Source organism: Deinococcus humi (assembly GCF_014201875.1).
Lineage (GTDB): Bacteria > Deinococcota > Deinococci > Deinococcales > Deinococcaceae > Deinococcus > Deinococcus humi.
Genome location: NZ_JACHFL010000015.1, coordinates 61544 through 86076, shown reverse-complemented (window position 1 = coordinate 86076; position 24533 = coordinate 61544). Strand labels below are relative to the sequence as shown.

At 65.9% G+C, this 24533-nt stretch carries 28 protein-coding genes; 14 read left to right on the top strand and 14 right to left on the bottom strand.

Annotated elements, in window-relative coordinates:
- Window positions 1–2: 2 nt before the first annotated feature.
- The 8 genes from HNQ08_RS20665 to HNQ08_RS20630 all read left to right on the top strand — a co-directional run bounded on the left by HNQ08_RS20665 (window position 3) and on the right by HNQ08_RS20630 (window position 4993).
- The gene (locus HNQ08_RS20665) at window positions 3–479 is read left to right on the top strand and encodes a GNAT family N-acetyltransferase (RefSeq protein ID WP_184136387.1); all 477 of its coding nucleotides are present in this window, start codon (window positions 3–5) and stop codon (window positions 477–479) included.
- Window positions 476–943, top strand: a complete 468-nt coding sequence (locus tag HNQ08_RS20660; RefSeq protein WP_184136503.1) for a GNAT family N-acetyltransferase — start codon at window positions 476–478, stop codon at window positions 941–943. Before HNQ08_RS20665 ends, HNQ08_RS20660 begins: the two co-directional genes overlap by 4 nt.
- On the top strand, window positions 940–1326 hold the full coding sequence (locus HNQ08_RS20655) for a hypothetical protein (RefSeq protein ID WP_184136385.1): 387 nt from the start codon (window positions 940–942) through the stop codon (window positions 1324–1326). The genes HNQ08_RS20660 and HNQ08_RS20655 overlap by 4 nt, the downstream gene beginning before the upstream one ends.
- A gap of 16 nt (window positions 1327–1342) precedes the next feature.
- A complete protein-coding gene (gene argH, locus HNQ08_RS20650; protein WP_184136383.1) occupies window positions 1343–2752 on the top strand; it encodes an argininosuccinate lyase in 1410 nt (469 codons plus the stop codon).
- Between the two features lie 3 nt (window positions 2753–2755).
- Window positions 2756–3286: an HIT family protein gene (locus tag HNQ08_RS20645; protein ID WP_184136381.1), complete on the top strand. Its 531-nt coding sequence runs from the start codon at window positions 2756–2758 to the stop codon at window positions 3284–3286.
- Window positions 3283–3780, top strand: a complete 498-nt coding sequence (locus tag HNQ08_RS20640; protein ID WP_184136379.1) for a GNAT family N-acetyltransferase — start codon at window positions 3283–3285, stop codon at window positions 3778–3780. Before HNQ08_RS20645 ends, HNQ08_RS20640 begins: the two co-directional genes overlap by 4 nt.
- Before the next feature lie 123 nt (window positions 3781–3903).
- Entirely contained in the window at window positions 3904–4374 is a 471-nt protein-coding gene (locus HNQ08_RS20635) for a GNAT family N-acetyltransferase (RefSeq protein WP_184136377.1), read from the top strand.
- Between the two features lie 91 nt (window positions 4375–4465).
- Entirely contained in the window at window positions 4466–4993 is a 528-nt protein-coding gene (locus HNQ08_RS20630; RefSeq protein WP_184136375.1) for an N-acetyltransferase, read from the top strand.
- Here the strand turns inward: HNQ08_RS20630 and xseA are convergent.
- Both xseA and crcB read right to left on the bottom strand, forming a co-directional pair.
- A complete protein-coding gene (gene xseA / locus HNQ08_RS20625; RefSeq protein WP_184136373.1) occupies window positions 4977–6203 on the bottom strand; it encodes an exodeoxyribonuclease VII large subunit in 1227 nt (408 codons plus the stop codon). The genes HNQ08_RS20630 and xseA overlap by 17 nt on opposite strands.
- Window positions 6204–6213: 10 nt before the next feature.
- Window positions 6214–6594 carry a fluoride efflux transporter CrcB gene (crcB, locus tag HNQ08_RS20620; RefSeq protein WP_184136371.1) on the bottom strand — a complete coding sequence of 127 codons (381 nt, stop codon included), beginning with the start codon at window positions 6592–6594 and terminating at the stop codon, window positions 6214–6216.
- Between the two features lie 64 nt (window positions 6595–6658).
- Between crcB and HNQ08_RS20615 the strand changes: the two genes are divergently transcribed.
- Window positions 6659–7576, top strand: coding sequence for a magnesium transporter CorA family protein (locus HNQ08_RS20615; RefSeq protein WP_184136369.1), 918 nt, complete (start codon window positions 6659–6661; stop codon window positions 7574–7576).
- A 55-nt stretch (window positions 7577–7631) separates the two neighbouring features.
- Here the strand turns inward: HNQ08_RS20615 and HNQ08_RS20610 are convergent, their stop codons facing one another.
- Together HNQ08_RS20610 and HNQ08_RS20605 are read right to left on the bottom strand one after the other, a co-directional pair.
- Window positions 7632–8267, bottom strand: coding sequence for a cyclic nucleotide-binding domain-containing protein (locus HNQ08_RS20610; RefSeq protein ID WP_229790214.1), 636 nt, complete (start codon window positions 8265–8267; stop codon window positions 7632–7634).
- 203 nt (window positions 8268–8470) lie between these two features.
- Window positions 8471–9385 carry a histone deacetylase family protein gene (locus HNQ08_RS20605; protein WP_184136365.1) on the bottom strand — a complete coding sequence of 305 codons (915 nt, stop codon included), beginning with the start codon at window positions 9383–9385 and terminating at the stop codon, window positions 8471–8473.
- Window positions 9386–9759: 374 nt separating this feature from the next.
- Here HNQ08_RS20605 and HNQ08_RS20600 point away from each other — a divergent pair, with 374 nt between their 5' ends.
- On the top strand, window positions 9760–11106 hold the full coding sequence (locus HNQ08_RS20600) for a S8 family peptidase (protein ID WP_184136363.1): 1347 nt from the start codon (window positions 9760–9762) through the stop codon (window positions 11104–11106).
- 87 nt (window positions 11107–11193) lie between these two features.
- Here HNQ08_RS20600 and HNQ08_RS20595 read toward each other — a convergent pair whose 3' ends face one another.
- From HNQ08_RS20595 to HNQ08_RS20550, 10 genes are all read right to left on the bottom strand, one after another.
- On the bottom strand, window positions 11194–11460 hold the full coding sequence (locus HNQ08_RS20595) for a hypothetical protein (protein WP_184136361.1): 267 nt from the start codon (window positions 11458–11460) through the stop codon (window positions 11194–11196).
- A gap of 127 nt (window positions 11461–11587) precedes the next feature.
- Complete coding sequence (locus tag HNQ08_RS20590) at window positions 11588–12697, bottom strand: enolase C-terminal domain-like protein (RefSeq protein ID WP_184136359.1); 1110 nt, start codon at window positions 12695–12697, stop codon at window positions 11588–11590.
- Window positions 12694–13473 (bottom strand): AAA family ATPase, encoded by a 780-nt coding sequence (locus HNQ08_RS20585; RefSeq protein WP_229790215.1) that lies wholly within the window; start codon window positions 13471–13473, stop codon window positions 12694–12696. Before HNQ08_RS20585 ends, HNQ08_RS20590 begins: the two co-directional genes overlap by 4 nt.
- Before the next feature lie 60 nt (window positions 13474–13533).
- Entirely contained in the window at window positions 13534–14847 is a 1314-nt protein-coding gene (locus HNQ08_RS20580; RefSeq protein WP_184136357.1) for a VanW family protein, read from the bottom strand.
- Window positions 14848–14918: 71 nt separating this feature from the next.
- Complete coding sequence (locus HNQ08_RS20575) at window positions 14919–15398, bottom strand: fasciclin domain-containing protein (RefSeq protein WP_184136355.1); 480 nt, start codon at window positions 15396–15398, stop codon at window positions 14919–14921.
- Between the two features lie 252 nt (window positions 15399–15650).
- On the bottom strand, window positions 15651–16904 hold the full coding sequence (locus HNQ08_RS20570) for a glycerate kinase type-2 family protein (RefSeq protein WP_184136353.1): 1254 nt from the start codon (window positions 16902–16904) through the stop codon (window positions 15651–15653).
- Window positions 16905–16990: 86 nt separating this feature from the next.
- Window positions 16991–17878, bottom strand: coding sequence for a 2-hydroxy-3-oxopropionate reductase (locus HNQ08_RS20565; protein WP_184136351.1), 888 nt, complete (start codon window positions 17876–17878; stop codon window positions 16991–16993).
- Between the two features lie 48 nt (window positions 17879–17926).
- A complete protein-coding gene (locus tag HNQ08_RS20560; RefSeq protein WP_184136349.1) occupies window positions 17927–18718 on the bottom strand; it encodes a hydroxypyruvate isomerase family protein in 792 nt (263 codons plus the stop codon).
- A 111-nt stretch (window positions 18719–18829) separates the two neighbouring features.
- Entirely contained in the window at window positions 18830–20605 is a 1776-nt protein-coding gene (gene gcl, locus HNQ08_RS20555; RefSeq protein WP_184136346.1) for a glyoxylate carboligase, read from the bottom strand.
- A gap of 283 nt (window positions 20606–20888) precedes the next feature.
- Window positions 20889–21470 (bottom strand): MarR family winged helix-turn-helix transcriptional regulator, encoded by a 582-nt coding sequence (locus HNQ08_RS20550; RefSeq protein ID WP_184136344.1) that lies wholly within the window; start codon window positions 21468–21470, stop codon window positions 20889–20891.
- A gap of 323 nt (window positions 21471–21793) precedes the next feature.
- Here HNQ08_RS20550 and rpmH point away from each other — a divergent pair, with 323 nt between their 5' ends.
- The 4 genes from rpmH to yidC all read left to right on the top strand — a co-directional run bounded on the left by rpmH (window position 21794) and on the right by yidC (window position 24452).
- Window positions 21794–21937 (top strand): 50S ribosomal protein L34, encoded by a 144-nt coding sequence (gene rpmH, locus HNQ08_RS20545; protein WP_184136342.1) that lies wholly within the window; start codon window positions 21794–21796, stop codon window positions 21935–21937.
- 87 nt (window positions 21938–22024) lie between these two features.
- Complete coding sequence (gene rnpA / locus HNQ08_RS20540) at window positions 22025–22456, top strand: ribonuclease P protein component (RefSeq protein WP_184136491.1); 432 nt, start codon at window positions 22025–22027, stop codon at window positions 22454–22456.
- Window positions 22453–22800 (top strand): membrane protein insertion efficiency factor YidD, encoded by a 348-nt coding sequence (gene yidD / locus HNQ08_RS20535; RefSeq protein ID WP_184136340.1) that lies wholly within the window; start codon window positions 22453–22455, stop codon window positions 22798–22800. The genes rnpA and yidD overlap by 4 nt, the downstream gene beginning before the upstream one ends.
- Window positions 22800–24452: a membrane protein insertase YidC gene (gene yidC / locus HNQ08_RS20530; RefSeq protein ID WP_184136338.1), complete on the top strand. Its 1653-nt coding sequence runs from the start codon at window positions 22800–22802 to the stop codon at window positions 24450–24452. Before yidD ends, yidC begins: the two co-directional genes overlap by 1 nt.
- Window positions 24453–24533: the final 81 nt, after the last annotated feature.

Below are 24533 nucleotides of genomic sequence, written 5' to 3'. Positions count from 1 at the left end.
GCGTGACCCTTCCCCTTGGCCTGACCCTGCGCCCCGCTGGCCCCGCCGACGCCGAAGCCATCCAGGCCCAGCGTGACGCCATGTTCACCGATATGGGCAGCGACGTGGCGCGGGTCCAGGCGAGTTCGGTTCCCGGCCTGGTATGGCTTCGCAGCGCTCTGGCCGACGGCTCGTATTCCGGAGTCCTGATTCAGGAAGGGGAGAACGTCGTGGCCGGGGCGGGCGTGCTCTGGCAGACGCTGCCGCCCAGCCCACGCACCGTGACCCCTCTGCGGGCCTACATCCTGAACGTCTACGTGGCCCCATCTCAGCGGGGGCAGGGCCTGGCACGGCAGTTGATGCGGGTTCTGCTGGCCGAATGCCGGGCACGCGGGGTAGAGCAGGTCAGCCTGCACGCCTCCGATGCCGGGCGGCCCACCTACGAAAGGTTGGGTTTCATGCCCACCAACGAGATGCGCCTGACGCTGGAAGCTCCGTGATCCGGCCGGCCAAGTCCACTGACCTGCCCGCCTTCCACGCCGTGATGATGGCGGCGGGCATGGACGCCCGCTCCAGCTGGAACCGCACGACGCTGAAGGACCTGGAGGAATCGCTGTTCGCCCTCGCCGCAGGCGGCTTTGTGGCCGTGGATAGGGAAGAGGTGATCGGTTGCGTCGGCTTTCGCCCGGACGGCCCAGAGACGTTGACGCTCAGTCGCCTTGCCATCCTGCCCCAGTCCAGGGGCCAGGGCCTCGGCGCTGCGCTGGTGCGGGCGGTGGAGGGCCGGGCCGCCCAGCACGGATTCGGTCGCGTGCTGCTGGCGGTCTCGCAATTCAATCTGGACGTCGTGCCGTTCTACGAGCGGCTGGGATATAGGCAAAGCGACGAGCGATATGCGTTTGCCAGTCTGGGAAGTCCGGCGCCGCTGGTTCTGGTCAAAGCCATCAAAGAAGGTCTGTCATGAACCGTGTCCGTCTTGCCCTTTCCGTGCTCGCCCTCGGATGCTCGCTGGCCTCGTGCGCACCCTCCATGACCAGCCCCGGCGGTCAGCCGCTGCAGACTGTACGCGGCGAAGCGTTCATCTCGGCCCACACTATTGCGCTGGCGGAGCTGAACGCCCAGACGCCCGCCGACGTTTACGTGACCTTTCCCGATTGCACCGGGGTCGCCGTGCTGGTGGCCGATGTCCGCTCCTTCGGCCCCGCAGTGGCCGACGAGGCGTGTAAACGGGCAGCGGCGGCCGGCCCCAGCGCAGGAAAATACATTCTGATCGGCGCGAGCGGCGCCGTGCTGGGCTTCGTGGCGTTTCTGGCCCTGGTGCGCCTGTATGTCGGCAGCATTTCTTGAGACTGGGAGAAACCAGATGACCAACACCAAGGATAAGAAACTCTGGGGAGGCCGTTTCGCTTCGGCCACCGACAGCCTCGTGGAACTGTTCAACGCCTCCGTCTCCTTCGATCAGCGCCTGTACGAGCAGGACATTCGGGGCTCGTTGGCGCACGTCGCCATGCTGGGACAGGTAGGCATCCTGGCCGACGAGGAAGTTGCGCAGATCACGGACGGCCTGAACGCCGTGCTGGATGACATCCGTGCGGGGAATTTCGAGTGGCGTCTGGACCGTGAAGACGTGCACATGAACATTGAGGCGGCGCTCCGAGACCGCATCGGCCCTGTGGCGGGCAAGCTGCACACCGCCCGCAGCCGCAATGATCAGGTGGCAGTCGACTTCCGCCTCTTTACCAAGGAGGCCGCACTCGATCTCGCGGCCCAGACGCGAGCCCTGCGCGCCGTGATGGTCTTGGAGGCCGAGCGGGCGCTGGAGGCAGGCGTGATTCTGCCTGGCTACACGCACCTTCAGGTCGCGCAGCCCATCTTGCTGGCGCACTGGTTCATGGCCTACGTCGCCATGCTGGAGCGGGACGAGGGCCGTTTTCTGGATGCCGCCGCCCGCATGGACGAGTCGCCGCTGGGCAGCTCGGCGCTGGCTGGGACGCCGTGGCCGATCGACCGTCACACGGTGGCCACGGCGCTGGGGTTTGCCCGTCCCACCGCCAATTCCCTGGACGGCGTGGGCAGCCGTGACTTCGCGCTGGAATTTCTGAGCGCCTGCGCGATCCTGTCGGCCCACCTCTCGCGCCTGAGCGAGGAACTGATCGTGTACTCCACCTTCGAGTTCGGCTTTCTGACCCTGCCCGATTCGCACACCACCGGCAGCAGCATCATGCCGCAGAAGAAGAATCCCGACGTGTCCGAGCTGGCGCGGGGCAAGGCGGGGCGCGTTTTCGGCAACCTGATGGGCCTGCTGACGGTGGTCAAGGGCACCCCCCTGGCCTACAACAAGGACTTGCAGGAGGACAAGGAGGGCGTGTTCGACAGCTACGACACCCTGAGTATCGTGTTGCGTCTGTATGCCGACATGATGCCGAAGTGCGAGTGGCATGCCGAAAAGACCCGCAAGGCGGCGGCGCGCGGCTACAGTACCGCCACCGATGTGGCCGACTTCCTGGCCCGCCAGGGTGTCCCCTTCCGCGAGGCGCATGAGGTGGTGGGCGGGCTGGTGGGGCTGGCCTCCCGCAGCGGGCGACAATTGTGGGAGCTGACAGATGGGGAACTGGGGGCGGCCCACCCGTTGCTGAACGCTGAAGTCGCGGCCTCATTGACCGTGGAAGAGAGCGTCAAGAACCGCCTGAGTTACGGAGGCACCGCGCCCCAACGGGTGCGGGAGGCGATTGATGCCGCCAGGCTGGCGCTGGGCATGGTTGCGGAGGACTGACCCATGGACGTGACGGTCACGCTGGACGAGAACCTCCTGGGCAAGCGGCAGGCGGAGTGGGCGCATTGGCTGGCACACCCGCAGGAGAATCCGCTGCTGCCGGATGACTCTGGACAGCTCAACGGAGCCGGATCCACGATCCAGAACGAGTTGTGCGTCTACAGCCAGCTCCAGCCCCAGCATTCAGAGGGCCTGCTTCACTCTGGCATCATCGTCACCCGGCGTCCCTGTGCGAGCGTCTTTGACCTGACATCCGCCGAGGTGTCTGGTGTCCACGCCCTGCTGGCCGAGGTCCGCGCCCATCTGGACGCCACCGTCAGACCAGACGGCTACACCGTGGGCTGGAATGTCTTTCCGGCAGGCGGGGCGCACATTCCCCACGTTCACCTGCACGTCATTCCGCGCTGGAACACCGACGCCTCGGCGGGCGCGGGCCTGCGTTATTTCCTGAAAGCGGCGGTGGCGGCCAGTGAGCGACGACCCGAGAACGAGGCCGCCGCTCCTGCCCTTCCCGCCTCAGAGGTCCTGTCATGATATCCACCACCCATTCCAACCTGTCCGAAATGCACGTCAAGCTGCGTCAGGCTACGCCGGAAGACTTTCCCACTGTCCTCGCGCTGCTCGCTGGCTGCGGGCTCCACACCGCCAGCGTCACGCCGGAGGGTAGCACCTACTGGATCGCGGACCTCAACGGCGTACCAGGGGGCTGTATCGGTCTGGAGCACGGCGAGGGCGTGTCGCTGATCCGCTCGACGGCTGTTTTGCCCCAGGCCCGCTCGCAGGGGCTGGGGCGCGCGCTGGTGCTCTCGGCGCTGACCCACGCCAGCCTGCGCGGCGACCGCGGCGTGTACCTGTTCAGCCAGGAGGCCGGGGACTACTGGGCCCGCTTCGACTTCGTGCCGGTGGGTGCGGACGAGGTCAGCGCCGCGCTGCCGGACACGCCGCAGGTCAGGAGTGGGGTGCTCAAGGGCTGGATCCACGACGAGCAGGCATGGAAGCGTGAATTGAACCGGGGAGATCAGGCATGAACGCGGGAGGCCATTCGCAAGCGCGGGGCGTGCGCTATTCTTCCGACGTTCTCAATTCCTATGCGCCGGGACCGCTCGGCGAATACCGTTTCCTTTGCCTTTCCTTTTCCGGAGGACTATCCCATGACCGAGCAGAACGTTCAGATCAGACTGGCCAATGCCAGCGACAAAGAGACCGTGGTGCGCGTGTTTCACGACGCCGGGTTGGACACCGACGAGGCGATGGCGACGGGCACCACGTACTGGGTAATGGAGCGCGGCGGCCAGCCTATTGGCGCCATTGGCCTGGAGCACGGCGATGGAGCCTCGCTGCTGCGCGGCGCAGCCGTGATGCCGAACGCGCGGGGCAGCGGGCTGGGACGGCGGCTGATCATGAGCGCCATCGAGTACGCCCAGGGGCGTGGGGACCGTGCGGTCTACATGTTCAGCAAGGGCGGCGACTGGAGCACCTTCGGCTTTACCCAGGTGCCCATGGCCCTGGTGATGGGCGACGTACCCGACGCCCCGCAGGTCAAGGCCTACCGCTCCGGCGGCGAGCGGCCAGGCCAGACCACCTGGATGCGCGATCTGAGCAGGGGGGCCAGCAAGGCGTAAAGAGGCTTGCGCCCTGTGGCCGGTGGGCCGTGTGGAGAACACCGTCCACAATTCACCGGCCACGCGCCACAAGCCCGCGCCGGAGGCGCGCATGACCCTTTCTCTTGACTCCATTGCCATTCCCGACATCCACCCGCAGGCCCCTCTGAGTGGGCGCAAGGCCAGATTGTCGGACATTGAGGCGATTCACGAACTGATCGGCTACTGGGCGGCGCGCGGGCAGATGCTGGTGCGTTCGCGCGCCCTGCTGGCCGAGACCATCCGCGATTTCCACCTGATCTTCGCCGCCGAACATGAGGGGCAGCCGGGTGGACTGGCGGGCGTCTGCGGATTGCACCTGCTGGCCCCCGATCTGGCCGAGGTGCGTGGCCTGGCGATCCACCCCCACATGCAGGGGCGCGGGCTGGGCAAGCAACTGGTGGCGGCCTGCGAGCAGGAGGCACGCGCGATCGATCTGCCGGCGCTGTTCGCGTGGACGTATCAGCAGGTCTTCTTCGAGAAGTGCGGCTTCACGCGGATCGACAAGACCAACCTGCATCCCAAGGTCTGGAGCGAGTGCCAGCGTTGCGCCTTCTTCGAAAACTGCAACGAGATCGCCATGCTCAGGGTCCTGACGTAGACGGCGCGTCCTGAGCCACCGCGTTCACGCGCCCATCCTGCCATTCCAGCGTCAGCCGTTGCCCCGCCGTCACGCCAGCGGCGCGGGTGACGGGCTGGCCATCCTCATCCCGCACCAGCGCGTAGCCACGGGCCAGGGTGCGTTCAGGGGTCAGGCCCAGCGCCTGCCGCATTAGGGCGTCCACGTTGGAGCGGGCCGTCTCGCTCTGGCGGTCGGCGGCGCTCAGGATACGGCCACGTGCCCACAACGCCGCCGCATCGGCCTCCACCAGCAGGGACGCGGCGGCGGCGCGGATGCTGCGGGCGTCCTCCTGCGCCGCCGCCGCCGCTCCGGCCACCGTGCGGAGGATCAGACCGGCGGCTTTGCTGGGCGTATCGGTGCGGACGCAGGCCACCTCGTCGGGCAGGGTGTCGTCGCGGGCATGGCCCAGGCCGGTGATGACCGGGGCAGGGAAGGTGGCCAGGGCGCGGGCGAAGGCCAGATCGTTGAGCCATGCCAGATCGGTGACGGCCCCGCCACCACGGATGACCACTAGGGCGTCCAGCGGGACCTCCTCATGCAGTTCGCGTGCCGCCTGCGCCGCCCGCAGCAGGCTGGAGGACGCCTCGCGCCCCTGAAAGGTGGCCTCCAGATACCGGAACTCGATGACTCCGGCGTCCTCCAGCGCGTCCGTCTCGCGGCGAAAGTCGCCCAGGCCCGCTGCCCCGGTGGGCGAGATCACGGCCACCCGCGCGAAATCGGCGGGTGGGGGCAGCAGCCGGTTCAGGCCATACACGCCCTCCTGCACCAGGGTCTGGCGCAGCGTGTCCAGCCGCAGCGCCGCGTCGCCCAAGGTGTACTCGGGCGAGAGGTCGAGCACGTTCAGGGAAAAGCCGTACTGCGGGTGAAACTCCGGCTGACAGAACAGCAGGACCTTCAGGCCTGCCGTCAGGGTGCCGCCTGTTGCCTGCCGGAACTTGCCCTCCAGCGAGAAGCGTTCGCGGGCCCAGACGGTGGCGCGGCACTTGGCGACCTCGCCTTCCTCGCCCAGCTGCACCAGGTCCAGGTACAGGTGGCGGCGGTCGGTCACCGAGGCCACCTCCGCTCGGACCCATACGGCGCCCGGCATGCCCCGCGCGATGACCTGCCCGATATACGCCAGTACTTCCGAAAGTTCCAGAAACTGCTCTGGCGGACGCGTCGGCGCGGTCTTTTTGCGTTTGCGTGTCACAGCGGCGTCCTCACAGCTTTGTCCCCAGCACCCGCCCGGCCACCGCCGCCGTCAGGCCCAGGCCCACGCTGCCCAGGGCGTACAGCACAGCAGAGACCGCCTGTCCGCGCAGCAACAGGGCGTCGAGCTCGGTGCTGAAAGTGGAAAAGGTGGTGAAGGCACCCAGCACGCCGGTGCCGAAGGCCACCCGCACTGCTTCCGACACCATGCCGCGTCCGGCCAGCGCCAGCGTCAGACCCAGCAGGAAGGAGCCCAGCACATTCACGATCAGCACGGCGTAGGGGAAACCCGTGCGCGCCACCAGCGGGGCCAGGGCCAGCACCGCTCCCTGACGGCAGGCTGCGCCCAGCGCGCCCCCCAGCATCAACGAGAACCACAGTGCGGGCGTCATGGGTGAAAGGATAGAGCGTGTCTGGAGGATGTTCTGTGTGTGTGCGCCGCGTAGCATCAGCCCCATGATTCGTGCCAAGTACCTTGCGAACGGAGAGTCCTTTGACTGGACCGGGCAGACGAAGGGCGTCTGGGTGGATGCCCAGGACGTGACCCCAGCCGAACTGGCCCGTTTGCAGGCCGCCTTTCCCCTCAATAACTTCGCGCTGGAGGACGTGCTGGAACATGGCCACTGGAGCCGCGCCGAGCAGTACCCCGAACACGCCTTCATCACCGTGCGTTCCTTCGCGCACCCCGCCGAGGAGGACGATTTCACCGAGCGGATCAGCATCTTCGGCTTTCCAGAGGCGGCGCTGTCCCTGAGCACTAGCGGCACCGAGGCGCTGCGCAACGTCTGGGCGCTGGTGGGGCGTGAGAACCTCAACTCGCCCGCCGAAGTCATTTACGAGTTGCTGGACCACACCGCCGACACCTTCTTCACGCTGGCCGACGCGCTGGAGGCACGCACCGATATGCTGGAGGAACGGGTGTTTCGGGACAGGCGCGACAATCCGGTGCCCGATATCTTCGAGGTTAAGCACCTGCTGTCGCAGGGCCGCCGCCTCGCTGGCGACGCCCGTGAGGCCACCGCCACCCTGGCTCGCTATATGGGCGAGACACCTGCCGATCTGGTGCGCTACCGCGACGCTCAGGACAGTTTCAACCGTGCCAGCAGCCGTCTGGACGGCCTGCGCGACTTCTTGACCAGTCTGCTGGACCTGCACTTGAACCTGCAGAACCAGCGCATGAACGAGGTCATGCGGACCCTGACCGCCGTCAGCGTCATCTTTCTGCCGCTGACCTTTCTGGCGGGCGTCTGGGGCATGAACTTCCGGGTCATGCCGGAACTGGAGTGGCCGCTGGGCTATGCCCTGGCCTGGGGCAGCTTTCTGCTGATCGGCGGGCTGCTGGCGCTCTACTTCAAGCGGCGTGGCTGGTGGTGAGGGCAAAAAAATCCTCTCCAACGCTGTGGAGAGGAAAGAGGTGGGTCAAAGCCGCTCAGCCGTGATAGCCGCTCAGGCCCTTGAGGCGCTCCTCGTCAATCAGGGTCAGACAGCGGTAGGCGGGCAGCAGCAGTCCGTCGTCGCGCATCTCGCCGATCAGCTTGCTCACGCTCTCACGGGTGGCCCCGGTGCCCTCGGCGATCAGTTCATGGGTGGCGCGGACGTAGCGTGCGCCGTCGGCGTGCTGGCCACCCAGGGTGCTGTCGGCGAGGTTGAGCAGATAGCGGGCGATGCGCTCACGCAGGTCGCCGTCCTGAATATGCACGCCGTCGGTCATCATGCGCTGGAGCTGGGCGCTCAGGCTGCGGGTTAGGTCCCACAGTTCGGCGGCGGACAGGTGCTCGGGATGAATCGGCGTCAGCGCGGCGTCGGTGAGCGCCACCACCTGATGGGCACGGGACTGTCCGTGCAGGGTTTCCTCGCCGAAGATGTCGCCGGGGTGGATGTGACGGACGGTCAGATTACGGCCCTGGGGCGTCAGCCGCACGGCGCGCATCAGGCCGCTTTCCAGGCGGTACAGGCTGGGTGAAGAATCACCCGCGTAGTACAGCGTCTGTCCGCGCCGGACCTGACGGGCGGAGAGATCGGCGTGGGCGCTGGGGCTGCTGATGGACGGGGCTGCGTAGGTCATGATCGCTCCTGTGGGGACAAGGGGCATTTCAGAAAAAAGGAGTTCCGCTCACCCGAGTCGAACCTAAGCGCCTAACCTGACGCCTCCTTCTGAACAGCCTTTCGTACAGAGAGTGTACAAGCCTTGAACAAACATAGAACGTTCAGGAGGCACAGTATGAAGAATGACCAAATGCAATGCCCGCTTAAATCGTGGTGTGGGCATTACCCGAAGACATCCAGGCCGTCAAGCACCACGCTGGCATGCGCCTGAATGGTCAGGCTATGGTCCCTGTTGTAGCCGCCCGCCAGGACGGTCACGACGGGGACAGCCGATGTTTTTGCCCAGCCCAGCACGGCCCGGTTGCGCTCACGCAGGCCCTCCAGGCTCAGGGCGAAGCGCCCGAAGCGGTCCCCGGCCAGCACGTCCGCGCCCGCCAGAAACACGAGCAGATCGGGTCGGAAGGCCTCAATGGCGGGCAGGGCCTGTCTGTTGAGGACCTGCAGATATTCGTTGTCGTTCACGCCATCGCCTAGGCCCAGGTCCAGCGAACTTTGCTCCTTGCGAAACGGGTAGTTGCGCTCGCCGTGAACGCTGAGGGTAAAGGCCCTCGCCTCTGCACCCAGCATGGCCGCCGTGCCGTTTCCCTGATGCACATCCAGATCGATGACCGCCACCCGTGAAGCCAGACCGTCGTCGAGCGCCACCCGCGTCAGCAGTGCGGCGTCGTTGAGCAGACAGAAGCCCTCGGCGCGGTCTGAGAAGGAATGGTGCGTGCCGCCCGCCAGATTGGCACCCCATCCGGTGTTCACGGCGTCGTGCAGGGCCGCCAGCGAGCCGCCAGCGGCGCGGCGTGAACGTTCCACCATCTCCGGAGACCACGGCAGGCCCAGGGCACGTTCCTCGGCGCGGTCCACCTCGCCCCGTCGCCAGCGCCGCAACCACTGCGGATCGTGGACACGCGCGGCGTCCGTCCAGCTCAGTGCGGGTGTGTCCAGCACGGGCAGGTGCGGGCGCAACACCTCGCGTACCCCCGCATACTTGTAATAGGGAAAGCGGTGGCCTTCCGGCAGCGGAAAATGGAAATCGGCGGGCGAATACGCCCGGAAGGGGTGGGAAAAGGTGGCGGACGCGGACACGCCGCCAGTCTGGAGCAGACAGCCACGTCAAAGGGGGGGAGAGGTTACGGGGGCGGGCGCCAGCGGTGAGCGACAGGAACCTGTTCAGGCGCTCAACCTCTTCGGGAAGGGGTACGGGTGGATTGCCTCGGCTTCCCCTCAATGTGCTGGCCGGGTAACGTCGTGAGAACTGTGCCAGGCGCGGATAGAGCATGGGGCCAGCGGCGTGACCTGTCAGGGGGTTATCGCGACCCGCTGCCGTTCACAGTGGGATGGGTTGAGGAGCTGGGCGTTACGGACTGTTTCACACGTATGAGACGCAGAATTGGCTTGAGGACAGAGAGAGTCCTCGGCTGATCCCACGCGTCTCAGACCCCCGCCCTGTAGCCTGGATCATGTCCCACCGTGTGTTGTTGCCCGCCCTGCTGTTGCCGCTCCTGCTCACTGCCTGCCCGGAACAAAGTCCGGCCCCGGACCCGCTGGCCTGCCGGTCCGGAAGCGTCGCTTCATTGGGAGTCGCTCCCTTGAACTGGGGGCAGGCCAGGGCTGACTGGAGCGCGGCGCGAGTGCCCGGTCAGGTGCTGCTGCTCACAGAGCGCGCCGCTGGAACGCTGAGCGCTCAGGCCCTGGGTGCCCTGTCGGGCGTACAGAGACAGGCAGTCGGGCCGGGCGTGCAACTGGCCCGGACCCCGGCGGGCGAAAGCGACCGCGCCTTCGCTCAGCGCCTGCAGGCGGCGGGGCTGCGCGTCCAGCCCAACTACGTGTACCGCGCACTGGCCCAGCCCGGCAATCCGCCGAACGATCCGGCCTTTCCGGGCAACGCGGGCCTGAACATCAGGGTGGGCGACAGGAGGGTCAACGTCTTCCAGACCTACCTGTCGCGCACCAGGGTTCCCGCCGCCTGGGACGCGCTGGGGGCCGCTGGGCGCACACCAGTGGGAGCCAGGGTCGCCGTCCTGGACTCGGCCGCTGACCGCAGCCATCCCGACCTGCGCCTGAGCGGCGTCGTGTCCTGCCTGCTGCCCGCCCCGGCGCGGGACGATCTGAATGTCAGCGAGCATGGGACCGAGGTTGCGGGCGTGATCGGCGCGAACACCAACAATGGCCTGGGCCTGACGGGTGTGGTCTGGAGCGGCCCACTGCTGAGCGTCGCGGTGCTGGACGGCAACGGCTCCGGCAGCACGGCGGATCTGGCGGCAGGACTCAATTACGCCGTTCAGCAGGGTGCCAGGGTGATCAACATCAGTCTGGGTGCCCCGGACCTTGAGGGGGACGCGGTGCTGGACGCCGCGCTGACGAACGCCACGAAATCGGCGGTGGTGGTCGCGGCGGCGGGCAACACGCCGGACGAAGGCGTGTACTACCCGGCCAGTCACCCGGACGTGATCGCGGTCGGGGCAGTAGGCAGCCGCGACGGCGAGCTGGCGTGTTACAGCGCTCGTCCCGACGCCCAGCACCCGCGTGCGCTGGACATCGTCGCGCCGGGAGGGGTCAGCGGCCAGTGTCAGGGGGACAGCCTGGCCCTGGACATTCCTGTTCTGGCTTCCGGCGGCAACTACAAACTGGAGGCTGGTACGAGCTTCTCGGCCCCGATGGTCAGCGGCGTTGCGGCCCTGATGCGCGGGGTGAACCCCGGCCTCAGCGCCGCGCAGACCCGCACGCTGCTGCTCAGGAGCGTCAACCGTACGGGCGGGCTGCCCCTGCTGGACGCCGCCGCCGCCGTGCGCGCCGCCCTGCCGTAAGCGTTAGAGAAAGGACGGCGGCGACCCCAGATGCGGGTCGCCGCCGTCCTTTCAGCCTGCTCTTTGATGGAAATGCGCTGGGCGCGGTTACTGGCTGGTGTTGCCGGGCATCAATGTGGGCGCCTGCAGGTGGCGCACCAGCAGAACGAACACCACCGCAGCGTGCAGAATCAGCAGGCCGAACAGACCCTCATCGGGAGAGGTGGCGTAGCCGTAGGCGCCCACCAGTTGAAACAGGGTCATGACCAGGAGGGCCCGCGGACGGCGCTCAGGGAAACGCACATACAGGTAGAGACCGCCGCAGATGCTGAACAGCAGGGGCAACACGAGGGCGTTGAGCATTCCTTGATCCATAACTCATTATCCTTCCTGTTTTCTGACAGGTCTGTCACCTGGATAGAAGTCTTGTGGGACGATGAAAGTGCTTCAAGTTACGAAGAATTAGAACGTAGACAAGATGTCCACTCTGCCTGAAGTGGACTTAGAGGCGGTAGCGCGCCAGTCTGGAAGAGTCTACGGCGTGGTTTCTAAGGCCATTGACGTCCAGCCAGCCATCCTGGAATGTGATGGGTTGATTCAGCAGATCGCCTTGCAACTTCAGCACGAAGCTCAGCTCGCACGGCTCGGTCACCTCTGCGTGGGTGGACAGCAGGGCAGCGTGCAACGTGCCCAGCCCGGTGCTGGCCTGGGACCCGACCATGCCGCGCTTGCCGTGCCGCGCCGCCTCGCGCAGCATCCACGCGCCGTCGGTAAAGCCGTTGCGGGCGGTCTTGACGTTCAGGACGTCGAAGGTGTCGAAGTCCAGTTCGCGGCTCAGGTCGGCGGGCGTAAAACAACTGTCGTCGGCCACGATGGGCAACGAACTGCGGCTGTGCAACTCGGCCCGTGCCCGGAGCTGGCGCACCGGTAACGGCTCCTCCACGTACAGCAGCCCGGCCTCCCGCATGGCGTTCAGGGCGGAGGGGGCGCTCTCGGCGCTCAGGGTCTCGTTGCTGTCGGCGTAGAGCAGCACTTCGGGACCAAAAGCCCGGCGCAGTTCGGCGATCACGGTCAGGTCACGGGCGTGGTCTCGGCCCACCTTGACCTTCAGGCAGCGCACGCCCGCCGCCACCACCCGTTCAGCCTCAGCCAGCATATCGGCGGGCGTGCTCAGCCCCAGGATAAAGCTGACGCGCACGCGCGGGTTTGGTCCCATCAGGGTGTCGAACAGGGTCTGGCCTCCCGCACGCGCGCGGGCATCGTGCAGCGCCATGTCCAGCGCTCCGCGCGCCGTCTGGTTGTTGGCCACGCTGTTGCGCGCCCGGTTCAGACCGTCCTCGTCGGCAATATCGAGCCCGGTCAGGGCGGGGGAGAGGTGGGCCAGGATCGCCGCCACGCTCCCGGGCGTCTCGCCGTAGATGGTGGGACGCGGCGTGGCCTCGGCCTGGCCCACCGTTCCGTCCGAGAGGATGACGCGCACCAGCACATGTTCGGCGGCGTTCATCGCGGAGTGTGCGCCCCAGGCGAGCGCCGAGGTCAGCGGCAACCGGTAGGGAATGGCCTCGATCCGCCGCACGGTGACGCCGCTCTGAGCAGTGGCGGGACCGCTCATGCCCAATCCTGCACGGCCCGCGCCACCTGCGCCGGGGTCAGGGCCACGGTGTCCAGAATCAGCGCCCGTTGCGGCGGCAGGGTTCGCAAAAAGGCCTCGGCGGCAGCGGGATCGTACTGGCGGCGCTCGCTCAGTACAATGCGCACCTTCGCCAGCACCCCGCTGGCGTTGGCTTCTGGCCCTTCCAGCGCGGCCAGGGCGTCCAGTTCCTCAGCATTGAAAACGGCAGATACGCCGGATAGCTTCCCCAGTTCGGCCCGCAGGTTGCCGTCTGGCCGCAAGGTTCCGGCCACCTGATCGAAGCCGTCCGAACGGCCCAGCAGGCGACGCACCCGCACAGCGTCGGGTGCGCCCAGAGCCACAAAACGCCACCCAGGAAAATTGCGGGCAGCGTAACGGACCTCGTCCAGTCCGCGCAGGCCGTCGAACAGGGGTGCGTGTCCCCAGTAACGGGTGTCGGCCAGCAGCGATCCCAGGGCCTGCGCCATGCCGCCAGGGTGGGCGGCGCGGTACTGCGCGGTCAGGGCAAAACGTTCCTCGCGGTCCGTGACGGCGCGGCCTGCCAGCGGCCAGATCATCACGGCGTCGGTCACCTCGCGGCGGTTGGGCAGCACCTTGTGCCCCCCCAGGCTCTGCAAGGCATTGAGCGCCGTGCTCTTGCCCACCCCGGTCACGCCCACCAGCACGGTCAGGGGCATCTGGCCCAGAGACTGCTCCTCCGCTTCGGGTGTCAGGGAGTCTGGACGAAGATGGGGTAAAGGCAGGCTCGCGCTCACACCGTTCAGGCTACATGGGCTGGGAGCCGGAGAGCGGCAGGAGGTTCAGCCCACCCAGACCTACCGGAGGCGCTCATCCCCTGGGGCCACCGCGAACACGCCGCCCCAGGCCTTGTAACGGCTGACGAACTCCTCTTTTTCCTGCTGGCCGTCTGCGAAAGTGACCGTACGGGTCATCACGGCTTTCATGCCGGCGGCGGGCATGTCCACGCGCCGGGCCTTGCCCTGCTCCAGAGTGCGGTCCACCATGAATGTCGGCTCGGGGGCGGGCCTGCGGGCGCTGATCACGGGTTCAGAGACGCGGACCCGGCGCCCATCGTCCACCCCGAACAGGCTGACCGTCAGCGTCGCGGCCTTCAGGTCCCACGTGGCCTGCACCAGCAGCGGCGCGGCGGTGTCGTTCTTCCAGCGCAGATCCTTGCCGGGAGCGTAGACCGCGGCGTCCAGGCCCGGTTCCTCGTAGTAGCCCACCAGATACGAGTGCTCATGGCGCTCGGTGATCGGCAGCCCGGCCTTGAAGGCGGCCCGGAAGACGGTGGTGCTGACCTGGCAGATGCCGCCGCCGTCCTCGGTGGACAGGGTGTTGCCGGTCACCACGTAGCCGGGCTGAAACCCCGTGACCGAGCTAATCGGGCCGATCAGGGCATTGAAGCTGAAGGTCTGACCCGGTGCGACCCACTCCCCCTGCACCCGCCCCGCCCCGGTGCGGATGTTGTGCACCCGGAAATCAGGGCTGCCCGCAAAGCTGGACTGCCCGCTCGCCAGGTGGGTCAGCCCCTTCTCGGCGGCCCAGCGCACGCTGCGGGCCGGCGCCTCCAGCGCAATGTTCAGGGCGCTGCGCGTTTCGCCGGCCTGGATCGCCCTCAGCAGCGCCGCCTCGCTGGCCTTGCGCTCCACCCGCCAGCCGGTACGGGCCTCACCGACCCAGGCCTTGCCGATCTGGCGAAAGCGGATGTCACGCGGCTGCCGGGCCTCGATCTCAGCATAGATTCCATCCAGTTCCTGCCGGATGGCCTCCAGTCCGCCACTCTCCCTGATCTGAGTGATTTGAGCGGAAAGCAGTGTAAGGCTGGTCGCCCTGTTCAGCAGCGGACGCTCCACCCTGCCGCCCACCAGGCGCGGCTCGGGTACGGTCCAGCGCAGTTCCAGTGTCAGCGGTTGTTTCGTCGACGGTAGCTGGCTGGCGTCCCGAGCGGCTGGGGCTTGGCTGAGCGGTTGTGACAGAATAGGGGCGGGTCTGGAGGGTTGCGGTGTGGCCGCCACGACAGGGGGGGCTTGCGTCACCACCTCGGCCTCGGCTGGTCCGCAGCCGGTGAGCAGACTGGCCAGCGCGGCGAGACTGGTTGAGATCAGCAGGTGTTTCAGTGCGGTCATGAAAGGTTCCCTCTCCGAATGACAAAAGGGGAAGAGGCCCGCAAGCTTCTTCCCCAGGTGATCACAGACGCTCAGGGCATCAGGACGGTATCAATGACGTGAATCACGCCGTTGCTCGCCATGACGTCGGCCTTGGTGACCGTGGCGTCGTTGATCATGACCGTGCCGCCGTTGGTGGAAACATTGAGATCCGCTCCATTCACTGTCGTGGCGCTGGTCAGCCCGGTCACCTGCGAGGCGGTCACCTTGCCGGGCACGACGTGGTACAGCAGCACTGCCTTGAGCTGGGCCGGATCATTGAGCAGCGCATTCAGGTCGGCCTGCGGGATCTTGGCGAACGCGGCATTGGTGGGGGCGAACACCGTAAATGGGCCGGGGCTGCTCAGGGTCTCCACCAGACCGGCGGCCTTCACGGCGGCCAGCAGGGTGCTGAAGTTGGGATCGTTCGACACGATTGCAGCGATGGTATTGCCCATAGGCATGGAACTTCCGCCGCCAGCAACGGCCACGCCGCTGAACAGAAGGGTGGTGCAAAGAAGCATCTTTTTCATGGTTGTTCCTCCCTGTGAATGAACTGCATGATTGCCAAAACCGACTGCAATTTAAAGAGAACGTCTCGTTTATGTAACATCGAGACTGTATTGCGTTCTCTCTGATGACGCATCCTAAGTGGCTTTCTCTTAAAGTGACGTACTCCGCAATACAGTCTGTGAAGGGCTTAAGTTCCACATTGGAGTGTAATAAAAAAGACCGAATCCTATTAGTGGATTCGGAATCATAGCTCTTTTAGTGGCAATTGAAATTCAGTCTTCCGGCAGCCCCACCCCGATCAGTCGCAGGTCATTGAGATTGTGGCCGCTGGGGCCGGTGATCAGGGCGTCGTTCAGCGCGGCGAAGAAGGAACCGGAATCGTTGCGCTCCAGAAAGTCGCGGGCATTCAGACCCGCCGCCCGTGCCCGGTGGAGGCTGTCGGGGGTTAGGAAAGAGCCGGCAGCTGGACTGGAACCATCCACGCCGTCCGAACCGGCGGAGAGGGCATGGAAACCGTTCTCACCCAGCGCCAGAAGCAACGCCAGCGCGAACTCCTGGTTGCGTCCGCCGACGCCGACGCCGCGCAGGGTCACGGTGGCCTCGCCCCCCGAGAGAAGAACCACAGGTGCTTGCACCGGATTGCCGAAGCGCTCCACGCTGCGGGCCACCGCCGCGTGCGCCCTTGCCAGTTCGCTCGCCTCGCCCTCGAAGCTGTCCGAGAGAATCACCGCCCGCACGCCCTGCCCCTCGATGTAAGCCTGCGCCGCCTCCAGCAGGTGTCGATTGGAGCCGATGACTGTGTTGGTGACGTGTGGCAATGTATCCGGCGTTTCGGGAATCTGGCCGTCCACGCCCCGTTGAAGATGCTGCCGAGCTGCCGGGGCAGCGATGCCGTAACGGTCCAGCACGGCCAGCGCCTGAGCAAAGGTCGTGGCATCCGGCACCGTGGGACCGCTGGCGATTACCGAGGGATCGTCGCCCACCACGTCGGAGATCAGCAGGGCCGTGACCCTTGCCCGGGTGGCCGCCGCCAACTGCCCGCCTTTGACGCGCGACACGTGCTTGCGAACGGTGTTGATCTCGCCGATGTCGGCCCCGGCGCGCAGCAGCTCACGGGTCAGTGCCCCCTTCTGCTCCAGCGTCACACCGTCTGGCGCGGCCATCAGCGCACTTCCCCCGCCGGACACCAGCACCAGGGCGTGCTGACCCTCTTGCAGTGCGCCCAGCCGCTCCAGCGCCGCTTCTGCCGCTGCCGCGCTGGAATCGTCGGGAACCGGGTGGCTAGACAGCATCAGCGTGGCGGAAGCTGGCAACTCCACATGCTCGGTGCCGCGGGGAGCGATAACCAGGGCCGTCACTCCAGGATACGCCTCCAGGGCGGCCCGCGCCATCGGCAGCGCCGCCTTGCCGAATGCCAGGATGAAATCGGGCCTGTCTCCACCGAGGTGCGGGGCCAGCAGCCGCGCCGGACTCGCGGCCTCCAATGCCGCGCGGTACGCGTGTTCCAGCAGTGAGCGGATGTTCATGGCAGCTTCCTTTGGGCCTGTGAAGAAGCGGGACGCAGGACGCAAAAAGGCGTGCGCTGCGTCCCGCCTGGGGTGGGACTGCCACCCTACTCGATGCCGCTCATCTGGGCGTAGAACTTCGCCATGCCGGAGTGGTCCAGATCACCGTCGCCCTGCGCGATCATGGCGTCCATGATGTTGGCGGCGATGCCAGTGGCGAACAGCGGCACCCCTGCCTCACGGCCCGTTTCCAGCGCCAGACGCAGATCCTTGCGGTGCAGGCCTATGCGGAAGCCCGGCTTGAAGTTGCCGTCCAGCATGCGCTGCCCGTGCAGGTCCAGAATGCGGCTCTGGGCAAAGCCGCCCAGCAGCGCCTCGCGCACCTTACCCGCGTCCACGCCGGACTTCTTCGCCAGCGTCATGGCTTCGGAGACGGCCTGGATGGTCAGGCCCACCACGATCTGGTTGGCGATCTTGGTGACCTGTCCAGCACCGGGGCCGCCGATGTGGACGATGTTCTTGCCCATGGCCTCAAATACCGGCCTGGCGCGGTTGAAAGACTCCTCGCTGCCGCCCACCATGATGCTCAGGGTGGCGCCTTCCGCGCCCACCTGTCCGCCAGAGACCGGGGCGTCCAGCGCGTCTGCCCCCCTGGCTGACAGGGCCTGCTGAACCTTGCGCGAGGTGTTCGGGGAGACGCTGCTCATGTCGATAAACAGCGCACCCGGCCTGATGCCCTCGATGACGCCGCCCTCGCCCAGCGCGACTTCCTCCACCTGCGGGGAATCAGGCAGCATGGTGATGATGATGTCGCTCTGCCCGGCCACTTCACGGGCGCTGTGGGCCGCGCGCGCACCCGCCTGCACCAGTTCCTCCATCACCTCGGGGGTGCGGTTGTTGACGGTCAGGGCGTACCCGGCCTTGATCAGATTCAGGGCCATCGGCTTGCCCATGATGCCCAGGCCGATGAATCCGATGGTTTCTTTCTGTGCCATGTGTGGCCTCCTGATTCAATTGGAATGTGGGCGGCAGGTCCGAGACACTCAGGCTTCCTGCAGTTGTTTCAGCCAGCCCAGTGTGTCTTCCGTCCGTCCCTCGGGGATGTATTCCAGGCCCACGGAGCCCGCGTAGCCCAGGCGATCCAACTCGGCCAGCAGGAAGGGGTAATTGATCTCCCCGGTGCCCGGCTGATGACGGCCCGGCACGTCAGCCAGCTGAATGTGGGCGATGCGGTCCAGGTTGGCGCGCACGGTTTCGGTCAGGCGGCCCTCCACGCGCTGCATGTGGTAGAAGTCGTACTGCAATTTCACGTTGTCGCGCCCCACTGCGTCCAGCAGATCCAGCGTGTTCTGCGTGCCGTACAGGTAGAAGCCCGGCACGTCGTAGGGATTCAAGGGCTCGACGATCAGCGTCAGCCCGGCTTCTCCCAGCCTGTCGGCGGCGTATTGCAGGTTGCTCACGACAGTCTTGCGGGTGGTGGCCTCGTCGGCGTCGGCCTTGCCCACAAGAACGTTAACGAGCTTTGGCCCCTGCACGCCCGCGTAAAGCACCTCGGCGTAATCCAGCGCCCTGTACACGCCCGCACGAAATTCGTCCTGCCGGCCCGGTTGCACGGCGATGCCACGGTCTCCGCCGGGCCAGTCGCCCGCGGGCAGGTTGAACAGCGTCTGCGTCTGCCCGTTCCGGTCTAGCCTAGCGCGCAGTTCGGCAGCCTCGAACGCGTAGGGGAACATATACTCGATGAACCTGAACCCGGCCCGGCCCGCCGCGTCGAAGCGGTCCAGGAAGTCGTGTTCCTGGAACAGCATGGTCAGGTTGGCAGCGTATCTGGGCATAAGACTCCTTTGGAGGGGCTGTGGTTGGTGACCTGGCGAAGGGCTCAAGAGCCTGTGGGACCTGACTGGAGCACAGTGAATCGCACTGACCCCAGCCCACAACCCTCCTGATCAGTCCAGCATTGCAATTGCCATGGGCGCGTCCTGACGCTCGTCGGCGAGTGCCTCGAATTCCACCACGTTGTCCAGCTCGGTGCCCATGCTGATGTTGGTGACGCGCTCCAGGATGACTTCCAGCACGACGGGCACCTGGAACTTCTGGGCCAGGGCCCTGGCCTCCTCCAGTCCATCCTTGATCTGATCCGGCTGGGTCACGCGGATGGCGCGGCAGCCCAGGCCCTCGGCGACGGCCACATGATCCACGCCGTAGCCGTTCAGTTCGGGAGCGTTGATGTTCTCGAAGGCCAGCTGCACCTGATAGTCCATCTCGAAGCCGCGCTGCGACTGGCGGATCAGGCCCAGGTAGCTGTTGTTGACCAGCACATGCACGTACGGCAACTTGAACTGCGCGCCCACGGCCAGTTCCTCGATCATGAACTGAAAGTCGTAATCGCCGCTCAGGGCCACCACGGTCTTGCTGCGGTCTGCGGCCACCACGCCCAGCGCGGCGGGCAAGGTCCAGCCCAGCGGCCCAGCCTGTCCGGCGTTGATCCACTGACGCGGCCCGTATACGTGCAGGAACTGCGCGGCGGCGATCTGCGACAGCCCGATGGTGCTGACATACACGGTGTCGCGCCCAAAGGACTTGAGCATTTCCTCGTACACGCGCTGGGGCTTGATCGGCACGTTGTCGTAATGGGTCTTGCGCAGCATGGTGCGCTTGCGCTCGCGGCACGCTTCGGCCCACTGGCCGTAATCGGGCAGCCGGCCCTGCTGACGCCACTCGCGCGCCACCTGCACCATCAGTTTCAGGGCCGCGCCCGCGTCGGACACAATGCCGTAGTCGGGACCGAAGACGCGCCCGATCTGGGTGGGCTCGATGTCGATGTGGACGAACCTGCGCCCTTCGGTGTACTTCTCCACGCTGCCGGTATGGCGGTTGGCCCAGCGGTTGCCGATGCCGTACACGAAGTCGGATGCCAGCATCGTGGCGTTGCCGTACATCTGCGAGGTCTGAAGGCCCGCCATGCCCGCCATCAGTGGGTGGTCATCGGGAATGCTGCCCCAGCCCATCAGCGTGGGAATCACGGGAATGCCGGTCAGTTCGGCGAACTGCACCAATTCCTCGCACGCGTCCGCGTTGATGATCCCGCCGCCGGCCACCAGTAGCGGGCGTTCGGAGGCGAACAGCATCTCCAGCGACTTCTCGATCTGCGCGCGGCTGGCCTGCGGTTTGTAGGCGGGCAGCGGTTCGTAGGTGTCGATGTCGAACTCGATCTCGCCCATCTGCACGTCGAAGGGCAGGTCAATGTGCACGGGACCGGGGCGGCCCGAACGCATGATGTGGAAGGCCTGCTGGAACACGCGGGGCACCAACGCGGGCTCACGTACGGTCACCGCCCACTTGGTCACCGGCTTGGCGACGCTCTCGATGTCCACGGCCTGAAAATCCTCCTTGTAGAGGCGGGCGCGGGGGGCCTGTCCGGTGATGCACAGGATGGGCACCGAGTCCGCGATGGCCGCGTACAGGCCGGTGACCATATCGGTGCCCGCAGGGCCGGAGGTGCCGATGCAGACGCCGATATTGCCTGCCCTGGCGCGGGTGTAACCGTCGGCCATGTGCGAGGCTCCCTCAACGTGCCGGGCCAGGATGTGCTCGATCCCTCCGAGCTTCTTCAGGGCCGCGTATAGCGGATTGATCGCCGCGCCGGGAACGCCGAAGGCGATATTCACGCCCTCCTTCTTGAGGACTTCCACCGCCGCCTCGATTGCTCGCATCTTTGCCATCCGCTTTCCTCCTCTGAATCTGTGAAATCAGGTTAAAACTTAGACGTCTATTTGTCAACATATAGAATTTATTTTCACTCTGTAAAATTTAGATATGGATCCCTGTGACCTGTTATCGGACAATTCAGGGACAGCAAGTGAGCCATCGTTTGCCCTATTGCCTTTGCGGTTTTTCCATCCTGGCGGTCTACTGGCGTGAAGTGGGTAGATGGCAGCAACGAAAACGCAGCCTCCTGTCCATCAGGTGGGCTGCGTCTTTCGTCTGTTCTGAGGGGTCAGCGTCTCAGGTTCCGCCCTGCGCGCTCGTGTCCTCTGCGGCCAATCCCCCTTCCAGATGCTCCACCAGCTTCCTGGCGATTGCGGTCAACGCGTTCAGCTCCTCGCCGCTCAGCACGCTCAAGGCCTGCTGTTCGCGCTCCAGGTGCTGGGGCAACAGGCGTTCGACGAGTTCGCGGCCCTGCGGGGTCAGGCGCACCAGCGCCGAGCGGCGGTCCTTTTCGCTGACCACGCGCTCCACCAGTCCCTTGTCCAGGAGGCGGGTGACCCGGTTGGTCATGGACGGTCCGGAGATCGCGGTCAGCTCGCTCAGCTCGGTGTGGGTCAGCCCCTGCGGCGGTGCGGAACGCAGCAATGTCAGCAACAGGTCCCAGTTGGACGGATTGATCCCTTCCTCGCTGTAGGTCTGCTCGATATGCCGTGCGAAGGCGTTGCCCAGCCGGTCCAGCAGCAAGCCGGTCAGCATGGGCGTGGCGTCGAGCTCGGGCCGCATGCGCTGCCAGTCCTGCTCGATGCGGTTAAGCAGGGTCACAGTGTCCTTCGACAGGGGGAGGGGCGAGTCCTGCTCCTGGGTGGACGCTGGGGTCATGGTGCATGGTTCCAGGAATCGGGCGTGCGCTGAGGGTCCATACGATGAAAATTGTAACTGCTGAGCGCGCGGCGGGCGCGTCTTTTGCCTTCCCAGGCCCATCCGAAGCTCAAGATGCCTGTCCTGTCGCTGATCTTGTAGGGAAAGACCAGTGCTGCTGTGAGGGGCAGCCTCCCCCCTTTTCCCGACTTGTGCCAACATGCTACACTTCTCCAGTTTGCCCCCGAGCGGGGGCGGGACTTGCTGCGTTTACCGGGCAAGCCCATGCAGAACTGGCCGCGCCCACGGCACAACCGGGTGGGCCGCCTGGAAGGAGAACGATCATGAAGCGTACTTACCAACCCAACGTCCGCAAGCGGGCCAAGACCCACGGCTTCCGCGCCCGCATGAAGACCAAAGCCGGCCGCAACATCCTCGCGCGTCGCCGTGCCAAGGGCCGCCGCCAGTTGACCGTCGCCGACGAGTAAGGCCGACGGAAGCAGGACACCATCGTCCATCCTGAACAGCCCAGCGCCACGCAGGCACGGCCCCGCCGTCCGGTGGCGCTGGATTCTTTGCGTGGGGACCGCGAGTTTCGCAAGGTCCGCAACCACGGCGCGGCAGTGCGCGATCCACTATTCACCCTGCGCCTGACGGAATACCGCCCGCGTTACGGCGAGCCGTGGCAGCCGCGCGCGATTATGGGCATCGTGGTGTCCAAGAAGACATTGAAACGCGCTGTGGACCGCAACCGCGTTCGTCGGCGCGTGCGCGAAGCCCTGCGAACGCTGCCGGGGGGCCTGCCGCCGTGCCGCGCCATCCTGCTGCCCAATCCAGGCGTGCTGACCGTGCCGTTCACTGACCTGCAGGCCGCGCTGGCCCGCGCTATTGCCAAAGCGCCCGCTCAGGGCAAGCGTGGGGGAAAGTCCGGAAACCCCGGACGCTCCGGGCGCGTATCTGAACGGGTGACCTCGGCTCCCCCTGCGCCACCCAAGGACCGCCCGTGAGCCTCGCCTCACGCGGGCTGGTGGGGGCCGTTCGTTACTACCAGCGGGTGTGGTCGCCGCGCAAGCCGATGCCGACGTGCCGCTTCACGCCCACCTGCTCGGAGTACGCGGCGCAGGCCATCGAGCGACATGGTGCGGTCAGGGGGGGCTGGCTGGCCACCTGGCGGGTGCTGCGCTGCAACCCGCTGGTGCCAGGGGGGTACGATCCGGTGCCTGAGCATTTTGCCGGACCCCGCGCTGCCACTCAGCCCACCCCGCCACAGGCCAGCAACGTTCCGCCTCCGGCCCCCTCATCATCGCCCCAGCAGAAACGCCCTTCCCCTAAAAAGAGACACGTATCCTGATGAAACCCAGACTGTTACTTCCTCTGATCGCTGCCACGGGCGCGCTGCTGCTCACGGGCTGCGGGCAGACCGGGCCGCTGCCGGTTTTCGGCAAGGCCATCACCTCCGACTGGATCAAGGCCGACTACGACGGTCAGCCGGGCGATGAGTACATCGCCACCAGTAACCTGCAAGATGTGGTGTTCAACGCGCGCGGCGAGGTCATCGGCTGGTTCGTCAAGAGCTACGCGGGCACGCCCTACATCAAGCGCAAGGCCGACGGCAGCGTCGATCTCAGCGGACTCAAGACGCAGGCCAGCCTGGTCAACATGGTGGGGGACCGCAAGGCGCTGGCGCTGACCGGCGGCGGCCTTGATCCGGCGCAGCCTGCCGAGACGACGGAGCCACGGCTGAACACGGACCTGCCAGCCAACGAGCAGACCGCTGTCTTTCAGTACACCCAAAACGGCGTCTCGGTGACCAAGACCGTCACGCTGCATCCGCGTAACTTCAAGATTGACCTCAAGACGGACGTGACCGGCGGCCCGGCGAACGTCGACATGCTGTTCCCCGGTCTGGGCAAGGCCGACAACCCCAGCGTGAAGGCGGTGCCCATCGGGGGTGAACCCGCCGCCGTGCAGGGCAGCGGTACGCTGGAAATCAAGAACATCCAGTACGCCGCGCTGCAGGAAAAGCCCAATCAGCTGGCGCATGCGCTGATTATCCGCCCGCAGGGCGAGACCACCGTCAATGCCAGGCTGACCGGGGGCGCACAGGGCCTGATCACCGCCAGCGTGCCGGCCGCGAGCAATCTGGAAATCTACGGCGGCAAGAACGAGCTGATTCACCTTTATCAGAGCGGGTACTCCGAACTGCCGGGCCTGTTCCAGCCCAATATCTTCGGTCAGATCAGTCTGGTGATCGTCAAGATCATGGAATCCATCTACAAGGTGGTGGGCAACTGGGGCCTGGTGCTGCTGCTGCTGACCGTGCTGCTGAGGGCGATCATGTGGCCGCTGATGCAGGCGCAGGGCCGCACCACGGCGCGCATGCAGGTGATGCAGCCGAAGATCAAGGAGATTCAGGACAAGTACAAGGACCGTAAGGACCGTGATTCCCAGGTGGCCATGCAGGCCGAGATGCAGCGGCTGTACAAGGAGTACAACTTCAACCCGGCAGGCTGCCTGTCTACCTTCGTCCCCTTCCCGGTATTGATCGCGCTGTGGTCCACCATCCGCAACTTCGAGTTCGACAGCGGCTTCCTGTGGCTGCCGGACCTCGCGATTCCCGATCCCTTCTACATCCTGGCGCTGCTGTACCTGATCGTGAACATTGGGCAGCTGTACGTGATGACCCGCAAGAACCCGCAGATGTTCCGCCAGCAGGCGTTCATCTACCTGATCTTCCTGTACTTCGCCCTGACCTTCCCGGCAGGCGTGACCATCTACATCATCGTGTCCACCCTGATCGGCATCGTGCAGCAGGTGATCATCAACAAGCAGGTGGAGGCCGAGACCGCCACTATTGGGCAGCGCATCCAGAAAACCACCGTGGCTGCAGGCGCAGGCAACGCGGGGGGCAGCAAGACCGTGATCGCCAAGGCAGCCCCCAACATGCCCGGCACAACCAAGCCCCGCAAGCCGCCCAAGACCCTGGACGCACCGAAAGACTGAGCTCTGAATTTGAGTTCCAGAGCCCGCCCCGCCGTAATGGTGGGGCGTTCGTTTGGATGCCCTGCGGACGGTGATCACATC